14 protein-coding genes are annotated in these 14,269 nt (G+C 72.1%); 1 reads left to right on the top strand and 13 read right to left on the bottom strand.

The window, feature by feature from the left end; genetic code table 11:
- The first annotated feature begins 234 nt into the window (after positions 1 to 234).
- Entirely contained in the window at positions 235 to 738 is a 504-nt protein-coding gene (gene bldD, locus ABZ862_RS30210) for a transcriptional regulator BldD (RefSeq protein WP_067235530.1), read from the top strand.
- Between the two features lie 178 nt (positions 739 to 916).
- Here bldD and nusB read toward each other — a convergent pair whose 3' ends face one another.
- The 13 genes from nusB to ABZ862_RS30275 all read right to left on the bottom strand — a co-directional run bounded on the left by nusB (position 917) and on the right by ABZ862_RS30275 (position 14,056).
- Positions 917 to 1,345, bottom strand: coding sequence for a transcription antitermination factor NusB (gene nusB / locus ABZ862_RS30215; RefSeq protein WP_360964829.1), 429 nt, complete (start codon positions 1,343 to 1,345; stop codon positions 917 to 919).
- Positions 1,346 to 1,347: 2 nt separating this feature from the next.
- Positions 1,348 to 1,914, bottom strand: a complete 567-nt coding sequence (gene efp / locus ABZ862_RS30220) for an elongation factor P (protein ID WP_360964832.1) — start codon at positions 1,912 to 1,914, stop codon at positions 1,348 to 1,350.
- A 66-nt stretch (positions 1,915 to 1,980) separates the two neighbouring features.
- Positions 1,981 to 3,087 carry an aminopeptidase P family protein gene (locus ABZ862_RS30225; protein ID WP_360964835.1) on the bottom strand — a complete coding sequence of 369 codons (1,107 nt, stop codon included), beginning with the start codon at positions 3,085 to 3,087 and terminating at the stop codon, positions 1,981 to 1,983.
- Positions 3,088 to 3,196: 109 nt separating this feature from the next.
- Positions 3,197 to 4,126 (bottom strand): Pro-rich N-terminal domain-containing protein, encoded by a 930-nt coding sequence (locus ABZ862_RS30230; protein ID WP_360964838.1) that lies wholly within the window; start codon positions 4,124 to 4,126, stop codon positions 3,197 to 3,199.
- Between the two features lie 294 nt (positions 4,127 to 4,420).
- Positions 4,421 to 5,512: a 3-dehydroquinate synthase gene (gene aroB, locus ABZ862_RS30235; protein WP_360964840.1), complete on the bottom strand. Its 1,092-nt coding sequence runs from the start codon at positions 5,510 to 5,512 to the stop codon at positions 4,421 to 4,423.
- On the bottom strand, positions 5,509 to 6,024 hold the full coding sequence (locus ABZ862_RS30240; RefSeq protein WP_360964843.1) for a shikimate kinase: 516 nt from the start codon (positions 6,022 to 6,024) through the stop codon (positions 5,509 to 5,511). Before ABZ862_RS30240 ends, aroB begins: the two co-directional genes overlap by 4 nt.
- Complete coding sequence (gene aroC, locus ABZ862_RS30245; protein ID WP_360964846.1) at positions 6,021 to 7,205, bottom strand: chorismate synthase; 1,185 nt, start codon at positions 7,203 to 7,205, stop codon at positions 6,021 to 6,023. Before aroC ends, ABZ862_RS30240 begins: the two co-directional genes overlap by 4 nt.
- A 196-nt stretch (positions 7,206 to 7,401) precedes the next feature.
- Entirely contained in the window at positions 7,402 to 8,241 is an 840-nt protein-coding gene (locus ABZ862_RS30250; RefSeq protein ID WP_360964849.1) for a shikimate dehydrogenase, read from the bottom strand.
- Positions 8,222 to 9,982 carry an endolytic transglycosylase MltG gene (gene mltG / locus ABZ862_RS30255; RefSeq protein ID WP_360964852.1) on the bottom strand — a complete coding sequence of 587 codons (1,761 nt, stop codon included), beginning with the start codon at positions 9,980 to 9,982 and terminating at the stop codon, positions 8,222 to 8,224. Before mltG ends, ABZ862_RS30250 begins: the two co-directional genes overlap by 20 nt.
- A gap of 121 nt (positions 9,983 to 10,103) precedes the next feature.
- Positions 10,104 to 10,568 (bottom strand): Holliday junction resolvase RuvX, encoded by a 465-nt coding sequence (ruvX, locus tag ABZ862_RS30260; protein WP_360964854.1) that lies wholly within the window; start codon positions 10,566 to 10,568, stop codon positions 10,104 to 10,106.
- The gene (gene alaS, locus ABZ862_RS30265; RefSeq protein WP_360964856.1) at positions 10,568 to 13,240 is read right to left on the bottom strand and encodes an alanine--tRNA ligase; all 2,673 of its coding nucleotides are present in this window, start codon (positions 13,238 to 13,240) and stop codon (positions 10,568 to 10,570) included. The genes ruvX and alaS overlap by 1 nt, the downstream gene beginning before the upstream one ends.
- On the bottom strand, positions 13,240 to 13,593 hold the full coding sequence (locus tag ABZ862_RS30270) for a hypothetical protein (protein WP_360964858.1): 354 nt from the start codon (positions 13,591 to 13,593) through the stop codon (positions 13,240 to 13,242). The genes alaS and ABZ862_RS30270 overlap by 1 nt, the downstream gene beginning before the upstream one ends.
- Before the next feature lie 7 nt (positions 13,594 to 13,600).
- Positions 13,601 to 14,056 (bottom strand): DUF948 domain-containing protein, encoded by a 456-nt coding sequence (locus ABZ862_RS30275; RefSeq protein WP_360964861.1) that lies wholly within the window; start codon positions 14,054 to 14,056, stop codon positions 13,601 to 13,603.
- Positions 14,057 to 14,269 lie beyond the last annotated feature (213 nt).

Consider the following 14,269-nt stretch of genomic DNA (forward strand, 5'->3'; position numbering starts at 1 on the left):
CCGCCTCACGGGACGGACGTTAAAGGACGTCTGATGTGCGCCGACAACGGTAGCAGCCCCCGGGACGACCTCGGTTCACCCCTCTGGCGGAAGGGGCCCCGGCTGTCACGGAAGAGCCGATGTGGACCATTCGGCTTGACGGGCGAGAGTCACGCTGCGTAACCTCACACTGAGTTACCAGCCGCGCGGACTGGAAACAAGGCCAGCCGCGTCGACACAGTGTCCGGGAGCCTTATGTCCAGCGAATACGCCAAACAGCTCGGGGCCAAGCTCCGGGCCATCCGCACCCAGCAGGGCCTATCCCTCCACGGTGTCGAGGAGAAGTCCCAGGGCCGCTGGAAGGCCGTCGTGGTCGGTTCGTACGAGCGCGGGGACCGCGCCGTGACCGTCCAGCGTCTCGCCGAACTGGCGGACTTCTACGGCGTCCCGGTGCAGGAACTGCTGCCCGGCACCACCCCCGGCGGGGCCGCCGAGCCGCCGCCGAAGCTGGTCCTGGACCTGGAGCGGCTGGCCCATGTGCCGGTCGAGAAGGCGGGTCCCCTCCAGCGGTACGCGGCGACGATCCAGTCGCAGCGCGGTGACTACAACGGCAAGGTGCTGTCGATCCGCCAGGACGACCTGCGCACCCTCGCCGTGATCTACGACCAGTCCCCCTCGGTGCTGACCGAGCAGCTGATCAGCTGGGGTGTGCTGGACGCGGACGCGCGCCGCGCGGTGGCGACGCACGAGGAAGGCTGAGCGGGCCGACCCGGCCGGCCCACCGGGCCGGTGCCGCAGAAACGTGCCGCCGGGGTGGCCGGAAACCGAATCGGTTTCCGGCCACCCCGGCGGTTTCCGTTTGCCCTCCGTGAGGCGATACGCCCCCTTCGCGTCCACGTCACGTGAGGAACGTCACACAGCGGAGTCGGCCGCGGTGTCAGTCCCGGCGCAGCGACGGCTTGAGGTCCTTCAGCCGGGCGAGCAGACCGTTGACGAAGGCGGGTGACTCGTCGGTGGAGAACTCCTTCGCCAGCTGCACCATCTCGTCGAGGACGACCGGGTCCGGGGTCCCGTCGACCCATATCAGCTCGTAGGCGCCGAGCCGCAGGATGTTGCGGTCGACGACCGGCATCCGGTCGAGCGTCCAGCCGACCGAGTACTGCGCGAGCAGCTCGTCGATGCGCCTCGCGTGCTGCGCGTAGCCCTCGACGAGCTGCATCGTGTACTCGCTCACCGGCGGCTGCCGGTCGTCCGTCCGGGAGAGCCGGATCCAGTCCGCGAGGACCGTCAGGACGTCGGCACCGCGCTGGTCGCCCTCGAAGAGGATCTGGAAGGCACGCTTGCGGGCCGTGTTCCGGGCAGCCACGGTTAGCTGTTCACCCGGCCGAGGTAGTCGCTGGTACGGGTGTCGACCTTGATCTTCTCACCGGTGGTGATGAAGAGCGGGACCTGGATCTGGTAGCCGGTCTCCAGCGTGGCGGGCTTGGTGCCGCCGGTGGAGCGGTCGCCCTGGAGGCCGGGCTCGGTCTCCGCGATGGTCAGCTCGACGGCGGCGGGCAGCTCGACGAACAGCACCTCGTTCTCGTGCTGGGCGACGACGGCGGTGAAGCCCTCGATCAGGAAGTTGGCGGCGTCGCCGACGGCCTTCGGGTCGATGTGCAGCTGGTCGTAGGTCTCCATGTCCATGAAGACGAAGTACTCGCCGTCCTTGTACGAGAACTGCATGTCGCGCTTGTCGACGGTGGCCGTCTCGACCTTGACGCCGGCGTTGAAGGTCTTGTCGACCACCTTGCCGGAGAGCACGTTCTTGAGCTTGGTGCGCACGAAGGCCGGGCCCTTGCCGGGCTTGACGTGCTGGAACTCGACGACGGACCAGAGCTGGCCGCCTTCGAGCTTGAGCACCAGGCCGTTCTTGAGGTCGTTCGTGGAAGCCACGGTTGCGGAATCTCCTGGACTGACGTGGACGACCCCGGGGCACGCACCTTGCCAGGTCCTGTCGGCCTAGAGTGCGAGCAGCTCCTTGGTCGTGATGGTGAGTAGCTCGGGTCCGCCGTCCGCCTCGGGGCGCACGACGAGCGTGTCATCGATCCGGACACCGCCCCGGCCCGGGAGGTGGACCCCCGGTTCGACGGTGACCGGCACGCAAGCGTCCAGTTTACCCATGGCGGAGGGGGCCAGCTGCGGCTCCTCCTCGATTTCGAGCCCGACGCCGTGTCCGGTGAGCGAGGGCAGGCCCTCGGTGAATCCGGCGGAGCGCAGCACCTGGCGCGCGGCGCGGTCCACGTCCCGGCAGGCCACCCCGGGTCCCAGGGCCTCGCGTCCGGCGCGCTGGGCGGCGAAGACGAGGTCGTACAGCTCGATCTGCCAGTCGGCCGGGGTGGTGCCGATGACGAAGGTACGGCCGATCTCGCAGCGGTAGCCGCGGTAGGCCGCGCCCAGGCAGACGGAGAGGAGATCACCCTCCTCGACCCGCCGGTCGGTGGGCCGGTGACCGCGGCGGCCCGCGTGGGGGCCGGTGGCCACGGAGGTGGGGAAGGCCGGGCCGTCGGCACCGTGGTCGACGAGACGGCGTTCGAGCTCCAGGGCGAGATGCCGCTCGGTACGGCCGACGAGGATCGACTCCAGCAGCTCGCCGAGCGCCTGGTCGGCGATCTCCGCGCCGACGCGCAGACAGGAGATCTCCTCCTCGTCCTTCACCACCCTCAGCTGTTCGACGCACAGGCCCAGGTCGGCCAGGCGCAGCCGGGGCGCGACGGAACGGATCGCGCGGTGCCGGGCCACGGTGAGGTGGTGCTCCTCGACGGCGAGGCCGTCGGTGCCGAGGGCCACGGCGAGGTCGGCCGCCGCGACGGCGGGATCGCCGCCGGGGGACGGCAGCACCTGGACCCGGACGGCCTCGTCGGGGCGCCCGTCCCCGGCACGGTCGTCCGGGGCGCGGGGACACAGCAGGGTGTCGTCGCGCGGGCCGAGCAGCAGGACCGCGCGGTGCGGGGCGGCGCCCGCGAGATAGCGCACGTTGGCGGGGCGGGAGATCAGCACGGACGCGCTGCCCGCCGCGTCGCAGCGCTCCCTCAGGCGGGCCCTGCGGCCCGCGTACACCTCTGGCATGAGTCGAGCCTAGGAGCAGTGGGCGTTTTGTGCCGTCCGGGAGGGCCGCCCGGGCGCCGTCCGGGGGACGGGGTGCTCCGCCCGCGCCGTCCCGGGTGCGGGCGGGTGGTCACCAGGTGGGCGGGCTGGCTATGGAGCGGGCCAGTACCTCGTCCAGCAGGTGGGCGGTGGCGGGGACGTCGAGCTGGGAGTTGTCGATGATCGGCAGGCCCGAGCCGTACCAGCCGGCCATCCGGCCGTGGATACGGGCGACCTCCTCGTCGGTGAGGCGGCGGTTGCCGGAGCGCTCGGCGTTGCGTTCCAGGACGACCTCCAGACCGGGCAGCAGCACGACCGGCAGCAGTCCGGGGCCGACGTGCCGCTTCCAGCCGCCGAGCCCGACGACGGGGCGGTCGGGGAAGACCGCGTCGTCGAGGATGCAGGAGATGCCGTTGGCCAGGAAGTTGCGCGCGGCGAAGCCGCAGGTGCGGCGGGCCAGCCGGTACTGCGCCTCCGAGTTGTCGTTCCAGCCCGCCTGGGGGTCCGCGAAGCCGGAGCGGACCCATTCGCGGACGTCGTCGAGGCTGATGTGCGCGGTGGGGACGCGGCGGTGCTCCGCCCAGTACTTGGCGACGCTGGTCTTGCCCGCGCCGGCGGGGCCGATGAGCAGGACGGCGAGGATCGTGGTGGTGGGATCGGGGGCGACGGCGGCCGGGGGCACACTGGGCATGCCGACGGGTCCGCCGGGCGGCAGGGGCAGGTGGCCGGTGGCGTCGGGGGGCGGCGGGGCCGGTGCGTGGTGCGGCGCGGGGGGATGCCGGACCGGGGCGTGGGTGGCGGGCGGCATCGGGCCCGGGGGCGCGCCGGTGAAGCCGGGCTGCGGGGCCGGGTGCGGCACCGGCGCCTGCGGCGGTGCCGCAGGGGGCGGCGGGGGCATGGGGCCCGGGTGACCGCCCGGGTGCTGCGGGCCGGGGTGGTGTGCGCCGTGCGGCCAGCCGGCGGCCGGTCCGTGCCCCGGCTGATGGGGCGGCGGCAGCGGAGAACCCACTGCGTCCTGCATCCGGTGCCACTCCGTCTCGTTCTTCTGGGGCCCGGTCCACCGGCGGTGGCCCGGCCGCGGGGCCCGGACCACGGTCCGCGCTCGCTGGTGCTGTGACCGGAAGGTCTGCCGGGCCGGTGAACCGTTCCGGTCGCAGCACTAGCGAACGGTACCGTCCCGGCCCGCCGTTTGGGGAAACGGCCGGGAGCGGCCCGACGTGCCCCGCCTCCTATGGCGACCGGCGGGCCCCGGCGGCCGGAAGCCGCTGCCCCGGACGTCCGCGACGGCGGGTGCGGGCCGCCCCGGATCCGTGCCCTACTCCCCCACCTCGCCGTACGCCGCGAGCAGCACCGCCGGGTCGGGGCCCTCCAGGACCGTCGGCCTGGCGAGGCCGTCGAGGACGATGAAGCGGAGCAGGTCGCCGCGGGACTTCTTGTCGACCTTCATCGCCTGCACCAGCTTGGGCCACTGGTCGTGGCGGTAGTGCAGGGGCAGGCCCACCGCTTCCAGGACGGTGCGGTGCCGGTCGGCCGTGGCGTCGTCCAGCCGTCCGGCGAGGCGGCCGAGCTCGGCGGCGAAGTGCATGCCGACGGCGACCGCGGCACCGTGGCGCCACGTGTAGCGCTCGTTCTTCTCGATGGCGTGGCCCAGGGTGTGGCCGTAGTTGAGGATCTCGCGCAGGCCCGACTCCCTGAGGTCGGCGGAGACCACCTCGGCCTTGACCCGGATCGACCGCTCGACGAGTTCGGCGGTGTGCGGTCCGGCCGGGGTGCGGGCGGCCCGCGGGTCGGACTCGATGAGGTCGAGGATCACCGGGTCGGCGATGAAACCGGCCTTGATGATCTCGGCGAGCCCGGAGACGTAGTCGTTGACGGGCAGCGACTCCAGTGCGGCGAGGTCGCACAGCACGCCCGCCGGGGGGTGGAAGGCGCCGACGAGGTTCTTGCCCTCGGCGGTGTTGATGCCGGTCTTGCCTCCGACCGCCGCGTCGACCATGGCGAGGACGGTGGTGGGGACCGCGATCCAGCGCACGCCGCGCAGCCAGCTGGCCGCGACGAACCCGGCCAGGTCGGTGGTGGAGCCGCCGCCCACGCCGACGATCACATCGGAGCGGGTGAACCCGGACTGGCCGAGCGCCTTCCAGCAGTAGGCGGCGACCTCGGCGGTCTTGGCCTCCTCGGCGTTGGGCACCTGGATGGCGACGGCCTCGTAGCCCTGCCCGGCGAGGTCGGCGCGCAGCGCGTCCCCGGTCTCGGCGAGCGCCTCGGGGTGGACGACGGCCACCCGCTTGGCCCCGGGGCCGATCAACCCGGCGATCTCACCGAGGAGCTGACGGCCGACCAGGACCTCGTAGGGTTCGGTGCCCGCCGCGGAGCCGACCTGGATCCGTGTCACCGTCTCGCTCATGCTTCTTTCCACTCCAGTGCTTCCAGGGCTGCTCGGGTGACCTCTTCGGGGGCGCGGCCGTCGGTCGGGACGACCGCGGTGGCGACCTCCTCGTACAGGTGCCGCCGTGCCTCCATCAGTTCGCGCCACTGCTTGCGCGGGTTGACGGCGAGCAGCGGGCGGGCCACGTTGAGGCCGGTGCGCCGGACCGCCTCCTCGACGTCCATCGAGAGGTACACCACGCGGTGCGCGGCGAGCAGGGCACGGGTGTCCGCGTCGAGGACCGCGCCGCCGCCGAGGGCCAGGACGCCGTCGTGCCCGCTCAGCGCGTCGCGTACGGCGCGCTTCTCGAGGGCGCGGAAGGCCGCCTCGCCGTCCTCGACGAAGATGTCGGAGATGGCGCGCCCCTGTGCGGCCACGATGTCGTCGTCAGTGTCCCGGAAACCGGTGCCGAGCCGCTCGGCGAGCAGGTGGCCGACGGTGGACTTGCCGACGCCCATCGGGCCGACCAGCACCACCAGCGGGCCGCTCACCGGATCGCCAGGTTCTCGAGGTACGAGCGGACGTTGCGGCGGGTCTCGGTCACCGAGTCGCCGCCGAACTTCTCCGCCACGGCGTCCGCGAGGACCAGCGCGACCATCGCCTCGGCGACGATCCCGGCGGCCGGGACGGCGCACACGTCGGAGCGCTGGTGGTGGGCCTGCGCGGGCTCGCCGGTGGCGACGTCCACCGTCTGCAGGGCCCGCGGCACGGTCGCGATCGGCTTCATCGCGGCGCGCACCCGCAGCAGTTCACCGGTGCTCAGCCCGCCCTCGGTGCCGCCGGAGCGGCCCGTCGCGCGCCTGATGCCGTCGGGTCCGGCGAGGATCTCGTCGTGGGCCTGGGAGCCGGGTACCCGGGCCAGCTCGAAGCCGTCACCGACCTCGACGCCCTTGATGGCCTGGATGCCCATGAGCGCGGCGGCGAGCCGGGCGTCGAGGCGCCGGTCCCAGTGCACGTGCGAGCCGAGGCCGACGGGGACGCCGTACGCCAGCACCTCGACGACGCCGCCGAGGGTGTCGCCGTCCTTGTGGGCCTGGTCGATCTCGGCGACCATCGCCTCGGAGGTGTCGGCGTCCAGGCAGCGCACCGGGTCGGCGTCGAGGCGCTCGGTGTCGGCCGGGGTGGGGTAGACGCCGTAGGGCGCCCTGGCGGCGGCCAGTTCGACCACGTGGGAGACGATCTCGATGCCGGCGGTCTCCTTGAGGTACGACCGTGCCACCGCGCCGAGCGCCACCCGGGCGGCGGTCTCCCGCGCGGAGGCGCGTTCCAGGATCGGCCGGGCCTCGTCGAAGCCGTACTTCTGCATGCCGGCGAGGTCGGCGTGGCCGGGGCGGGGCCGGGTGAGGGGCGCGTTGCGGGCGAGTTCGGCGAGGATCTCGGGGTCGACCGGGTCGGCCGCCATGACCTGGTCCCACTTCGGCCACTCGGTGTTGCCCACCATGACCGCCACCGGGGAGCCCATCGTCAGCCCGTGCCGGACGCCGCCCAGGAAGGTGACCTCGTCGCGCTCGAACTTCATCCGCGCACCGCGGCCGTAGCCGAGCCGGCGCCTGGCGAGGTGGTCCGCCACCATCTCCGTGGTGACCGGCACACCGGCGGGCAGCCCCTCCAGTGTCGCCACCAGTGCGGGTCCGTGGGACTCTCCCGCCGTCAGCCAACGCAACCTGCTCAACGGTGCTCCTCATGCTCGCGCCTCGACCTGGGGCTGGCGCGACCGGCTGCGCGGCACCGGCCCGCCGTCTCCGATCCTCCCACGTCCGGCCCCGGCCCCGGCCGACGGTCCAGAAAGCGGACGTGGACACCAGGTGATTCCCTGGAGGGCGAGGACCAGGGGATTCCCTGGCAGGCGGGGCGGCGGACCACCGGTGTCAGCGCTCGGCGAGGGCCTTCTCGCCCGCCCGGCGCATGACGTCGAGCGGGGCGGGGGCGCGGCCGGTCATCCGTTCCACCTGGAGGACGGCCTGGTGCACCAGCAGGTCGAGGCCGCCGACCACGGCGCCGCAGGCCATCGACCAGCGGGCCGCGAGCAGGGTGGGCCAGGGCTCGTAGAGGACGTCGAAGAGCGTGGCGGGCCGTTCCGGTACGGCGGCGGCGAGTCCGTCGGTGGCTCCGGCCGGGGTGGTGGCGATCACCAGGGGGAAGTCCAGCGCCTCCCGGGCCGCGGACCAGTCGGCGGTGCGCACCTCGACGTCGAGCCGCTCGCCCCAGCGCCGCATCTCGGCGGCCCGGTCCGCGCTGCGGACGTAGACGACGACCTCGCCGGTGCAGATCCGGGCCAGCGCGGCGAGTGCGGAGGAGGCGGTGGCCCCGGCGCCCAGGATCGCCGCGGACCCGACCTGTCCGATGCCGTGCTCGCGCAGCGCGGCGGCCATGCCGGGGATGTCGGTGTTGTCGCCGAGGCGGCGGCCGTCCTCCGTGAACACCACGGTGTTGACGGCGTCGACGGCGGCGGCCGTCTCGCTGACCTCGTCGAGCAGCGGGATGACGGCCCGCTTCAGCGGCATGGTCAGCGACAGCCCGGCCCACTCGGGGCCGAGCCCCGCGAGGAACCCGGGGAGCCCCGCCTCGTCGACCTCGAAGCGGTCGTAGGACCACCCGGTGAGCCCCAGCGCGTCGTAGGCGGCCCGGTGCAGCACCGGGGAGAGGGAGTGCGCGATCGGCGAACCGAGCACGGCGGCCCGGCGGGCGTCAGTTGCCCGAGCTGGCATTGAACTTTTCCTTGAGCTTCTCGAACTCCGCGTTCGTCCTGGCGAACTCGGTCTTGTCCTGGCCGTCGGTCGCCACGAAGTACATCCAGCCGTCGTGGGTCGGATCGAGGGCCGCCGCGAGGGCCTGGTCGCCGGGGTTGCTGATCGGGCCGGGCGGCAGACCCTTGCGGGTGTAGGTGTTGTACGGGTCCTTGTTGCTGTTGATCTCGGACTCGCTGATGTTGATGTTGCTCTGGCCCTTCAGGTAGTTGAAGGTCGAGTCGAACTGGAGCAGCTGGTTGGTCTCGTGGTTGGTGGGCTTGAGACGGTTGTAGACGACCTCGGCCATCTTGCGGAAGTCGTCGTGGGTCTTGCCCTCGGCCTGGACCAGGCTGGCCACGGTGAGGAGCTGCCAGGGGCCGTCGAGGCCGAGCGCCTCGGCCTTCTTCTCCAGGCCCATCGCCCGGTACTTGTCGTTGGCCCGGGACACCATGCTCTTGAGGACGGCTTCGGGCTTCTGGCCCTTGGCGACCCCGTAGCTGGAGGGGTAGAGGAAGCCTTCCAGCGGGTCCTTGACGTCCGGCTGGTTGAGCGCCCAGGACGGCAGGCCGAGGCTCTTGTACTCCTTCTCGGCGACGCCCGCCGTGGTGCCGTCGGGCACCTTGAGGCGTTTGTCGATCAGGGCGTAGACCGCCGCGTTGCGCCGGCCCTCGGCGACGACCAGGTTGTCCTTGCTCTTCGGACTGAGCATCAGTTCGACCGCGCTGGCCGCCGACATCTCCTTCTGGAGCGTGTAGACGCCGTCCTGGATGGTCTTGCCGGAGGGGTTCTTGTTCTGGGCGGTCACGAAGGCGTCGACGCTCTTGACGACCCCGGCCTCCTTCAGCTTCTGCCCGATCGTCGAGCCGAAGGAGCCCTTGTCGATGACCACCGTGACCAGCTGGCCGTTGCCGCTGCCCGCGTAGTCGGGGGCGGCGCCGAAACGATTTTGGTAGTAGTGGTACCCGACGTACCCGACTCCGCCCAGGCCGCCGCCGAACACCACGACCACGACAAGGCAGGCACAGCCGTTGCGGCGTTTCTTCTTGCCCTCACGCTTGTTCCGGCCCTCACCCTTGCCGCGGCCCTTGCGGCCCTTCGGGTCGTCGGCGCCGGGGTCGTCGTCGTATCCGTCGTCCTCGTCCGGGTCGTCCGCGAAGAAGGCGTGCTCGCCCTGGTCGGGGCCCGGATCCCAGTCGGTCTTCGGCTCCGGCTCGGGCGTCGGCGCCGGGACGGGTTCCGCCTCCGGCTGCCGGTGCTGCGGCGGCTGCGGGGGCGGGTACGCCTCGGAGGTGCCGTACTGGTCGGGCTGTTCGACGCCGTACGCGGCGGGCTGCTGGCCGTAGGGGTCGCCCGGGTCGGCGGCGTAGGGGACGTGCGCGTGGGTGCCGTGGCCGTCCCAGCCGCCCTGCTGGTACGGCTGCGGCTGCTGGGGCTGCTGTTGCTGGAGATGGTCCGCGTACTGCTGGTCCTGGGGGACGCCGTAGTGGTTCGGGTCGTACTGGTCCGGGTACTGCTGCTGGTAGCCGACCGGACGGCCCCACTCGTCGTACTGGACCTGCTGGGCCTGCTGCTGCGGCTCCTGGGGATACGTCTGCGGCAGGCCGCCGTACGGGGGCTGCTGGGCCGCCTGGGCCTGCTGCCCGCCCCATCCGCCGTCCCCGTACAACGGGTCCTCCGGATGCCACGGTTCGGAGCCTGGGCCCCGGCCATACTCAGTCATCGATCTCCTGGAGCCGCGAGGCGGCGCGCACCGGACTCCTGGGCCGGATGCCGTTCCGCCTCTTGCTGTGCGGTGACTGTTCGAACGCCATCGCATCGCGCGGAACGTTACCGTATCGCGATCAGATGACCACTTCGACGCCCTCGCCGGGTGCCGTCCCTGACACCCGTTCGGATTCGAGGGCCTGCTGAAGGATGATCACAGCGGCGGCCTGGTCGATGACCGACCGCCCCTTCTTCGCCTTCACCCCGGACGCCCTGAGGCCCTGACCGGCCGTGACGGTGGTCATCCGCTCGTCCACCAGCCGCACCGGCACCGGCGCGATGCCTGCGGCCAGCTCCTGGGCGAAGGCGCGGACCTTGACGGCGGCCGGGCCCTCGCCGCCGTGCAGGGAGCGCGGGAGTCCGACGACGACCTCGACCGGCTCGTACTCCTCGACCAGTTGGCGCAGCCGCCGGTGGGCCGCCGGGACGTCACGCCCCGGGACGGTCTCCACCGGTGTGGCCAAGATCCCATCGGGGTCGCACGAGGCGACCCCGATCCGGGCGTCCCCGACGTCGATCGCGAGGCGACGTCCCTTGCGCATCACTTCGCCGTGTCCGCCACGAGCCGCTCCACCGCGGCGACGGCGTCGCCGATCGCGGCCGGGTTCTGGCCGCCGCCCTGGGCGACGTCCGGCTTGCCGCCACCACCGCCGCCGAGCGTCTTGGCGGCGGCACGGACCAGGTCACCGGCCTTGAGGCCGCGGTCACGGGCGGCGGCGTCGGTGGCGATCACCGTGAACGGCTTGCCGTTCGTGACGGTGAACAGCGCCACCACGGCGGCCCGCCCGCCCTGGACACGGCCGCGCACGTCGAGGACCAGCTTGCGCAGGTCGTCCGGCGTGGTGCCGTCCGGGACCCGGCCGGTGACCAGCGCGACGCCCCGCACGTCCTGGGCGGACTCGGCGAGCCCGGCCGCGGCCTGGAGCACCTTCTCCGCGCGGAACTTCTCGATCTCCTTCTCGGCGTCCTTCAGCTTGCCGAGCATGGCCGCGATCTTCTCCGGCAGCTCCTCGGAGCGGCCCTTGACCAGCTCCTGGAGCTGCGCGACGACGGTGTGCTCACGGGCGAGGAAGTGGTAGGCGTCCACACCGACCAGGGCCTCGATACGGCGCACGCCCGAACCGATGGACGACTCGCCGAGCAGCTTCACCAGGCCCAGCTGGGCGGTGTTGTGGACGTGGGTGCCGCCGCACAGCTCCTTGGAGAAGTCGCCGATGGTGACGACCCGGACCCGCTCGCCGTACTTCTCTCCGAACTCGGCGATGGCGCCCTGCTTCTTGGCCTCGTCGATGCCCATGACCTCGGCGCGCACGTCCAGGTCGCGGGCGAGCACCTCGTTGATCTTCTGCTCGACGTCCCTCATCACGGCCGTCGGGACGGCGGACGGGGAACCGAAGTCGAAGCGGAAGCGGCCGGGCTGGTTCTCGGAACCGGCCTGGGCGGCCGTCGGGCCGAGGGCGTCGCGCAGCGCCTGGTGGGTCAGGTGGGTGGCCGAGTGGGCGCGGGCGATGGCCTTGCGGCGGAACTGGTCGACCGAGGCGTGGGCCCTGGAGCCGACGGTGATCTCACCGACCTGGACGACGCCCTTGTGGACGTAGACACCGGGTACCGGCTTCTGGGTGTCGCGGACCTCGATGACGGCACCGGAGTCCGCCCTGATGCGGCCGGTGTCGCCGATCTGGCCGCCGCCCTCGGCGTAGAACGGGGTGCGGTCCAGCACGATCTCGACCTCGTCGCCCTCGGTCGCGGCGGGCGAGGCCAGGCCGTCGACCAGGATGCCGACGACGGTCGACTCGCCCTCCGTGCCGGCGTAGCCGATGAAGTCGGTGGCGCCGGAGGCGTCGGCGATCTCCCGGTAGGCGCCGAGGTCGGCGTGGCCGGTCTTCTTGGCCCGGGCGTCGGCCTTGGCGCGCTCCCGCTGCTCCTTCATCAGCCGGCGGAAGCCGTCCTCGTCCACGGACAGCCCCTGCTCGGCGGCCATCTCCAGGGTGAGGTCGATCGGGAAGCCCCAGGTGTCGTGCAGCAGGAACGCCCTGTCGCCGGGCAGCACGGCCGAACCGGCGGCCTTGACCTCGGCGACGGCGCCGTCGAGGACGTTCGTACCGGCGTTGAGGGTCTTGAGGAAGCGGGCCTCCTCGGCGAGGGCGACCTTCTCGATGCGCTCGCGGTCGGTGACCAGCTCGGGGTACTGCTGCCCCATCATCCGGATGACGACGTCGATCAGGTCCCTGACGACGGGCCCGGTGGCGCCGAGCAGCCGCATGTTGCGGATGGCGCGGCGCATGATGCGGCGCAGCACGTAGCCGCGGCCCTCGTTGCCCGGGGTGACGCCGTCACCGATGAGCATGGTGGCGGTGCGCATGTGGTCGGTGACCACGCGCAGGGACACGTCCGAGTGGTGCGCGTCGCCGTAGGCCACGCCCGTGAGCTCGGTGGCCTTGTGGATGACGGCCATGGAGGTGTCGATCTCGTACATGTTCTGCACGCCCTGCAGAATCATGGCGAGGCGTTCCAGGCCGAGGCCGGTGTCGATGTTCTGGCTGGGCAGGTCGCCGAGGATCTCGAAGTCGTCCTTGCCGGTGCCCTGACCCCGCTCGTACTGCATGAAGACGAGGTTCCAGATCTCCACGTACCGCTCGTCGTTGACGGCGGGGCCGCCCTCGGCGCCGAACTCGGGGCCGCGGTCGTAGTTGATCTCGGAGCAGGGGCCGCAGGGGCCGGGGACGCCCATGGACCAGTAGTTGTCCTTCATGCCGAGGCGCTGGATGCGCTCCCGCGGCACTCCGACGACGTCGTGCCAGATGCGCTCGGCCTCGTCGTCGTCCTTGTAGACGGTGATCCACAGGCGGTCCGGCTCCAGGCCGTAACCGCCCTTGTCCTGGGGCGTGGTGAGCAGCTCCCAGGCGTACTTGATGGCGCCTTCCTTGAAGTAGTCGCCGAAGGAGAAGTTGCCGCACATCTGGAAGAACGTGCCGTGGCGGGTGGTCTTGCCGACCTCTTCGATGTCGGGGGTGCGCACGCACTTCTGCACGCTGGTGGCGCGCGCGAAGGGCGGCTTGACCTCGCCGAGGAAGTAGGGCTTGAAGGGCACCATGCCGGCCGGGACGAGCAGCAGAGTCGGGTCGTCCGCGATGAGCGACGCCGAAGGGACGACGGTGTGCCCGCGCTCCTCGAAGAAGCTCAGCCAGCGGCGGCGGATCTCGGCCGACTCCATCAGTGGTCCTCATTCCGGTTGTACGGGTACGGCAGGTACGTCCGGTCGGCGACGTACTCGGGGCTGTTGCGGTTCTCGAGGGCGGCCTGGCGCCGTGCCACGGGGAGCTGCGGCCGGTCGTGGATGCCCAGGGCCTCCTCGAGCTCGGCCTCCCGCTGCGCCATGTTGGCGCGGACGTCGAGCGCGAAGCCGACGGCACGGTCCTTGAGCCGGTGACCGGCCTCGACCGCCTTGTTCGCGGCGGCGGCGGCGAGACTCTCGGGGGTGAGCTGCCTCAGCTTGCGGTTGACCTTGGTGGTGGCCCACACACCGGCGGCGACGCCCGTGGTGAACCAGAACGTACGGCGGAACATCGCTCGCTCAGTCCTTCTTCCCGCGGGCGGCGCGCCGCTCCCGCCGTGTGGCGGGGACGGTACGGCCCACGACGACGGTGCGCCGGGGCGCCTTGGCCGGTGTGTCCTCCTTGCGGCCGCCGATGGCCCGGCGTACGCCGTAGCCGAAGGCCGCGACCTTGACGAGGGGGCCGCCGAAGGTGGACGCGACGGTGGTGGACAGCGCGGAGGCGTTCGACGTGACCTCCTGGACGTCGGAGGCGATCGCGTCGACCCGCTCGATCTGGGTCTGGGCGGAGCGCACGGCCGCGGAGGCGTCGGCGAGCAGCGGGACGGCCTGGTCGGTCACGTCCGCGACGAGTCTGGTGGTCGCCTTGAGCGTCTGGGCCAGCCTCGCCAGGGCCACGGCGAGGAAGGAGACCAGGATCGCCCAGAAGACGGCCACCAGGATGCCGGCCACCTCTCCACCGGACAAAGTGTGCACCCGCTCCCTCAAACGTGCCTCACATCGGAAAGTCGTGAGGCGAGCCTATCGCGCCGGGGACGGCGTCCCGTACCGCATTTGACCGGTGGACGGGGACGTCCGGCCGGGCCGCCGCGCACCCGGGTCCGGTTAAGCAAGACCGAGGACCCCGCGGTCCCCCTCACCCCGCGGGAACTCGCGGCGGACACCGCCGCCGTGCTCGCCGCCGGAGCG

Source organism: Streptomyces sp. NPDC047000, from assembly GCF_040644295.1.
Lineage (GTDB): Bacteria > Actinomycetota > Actinomycetes > Streptomycetales > Streptomycetaceae > Streptomyces.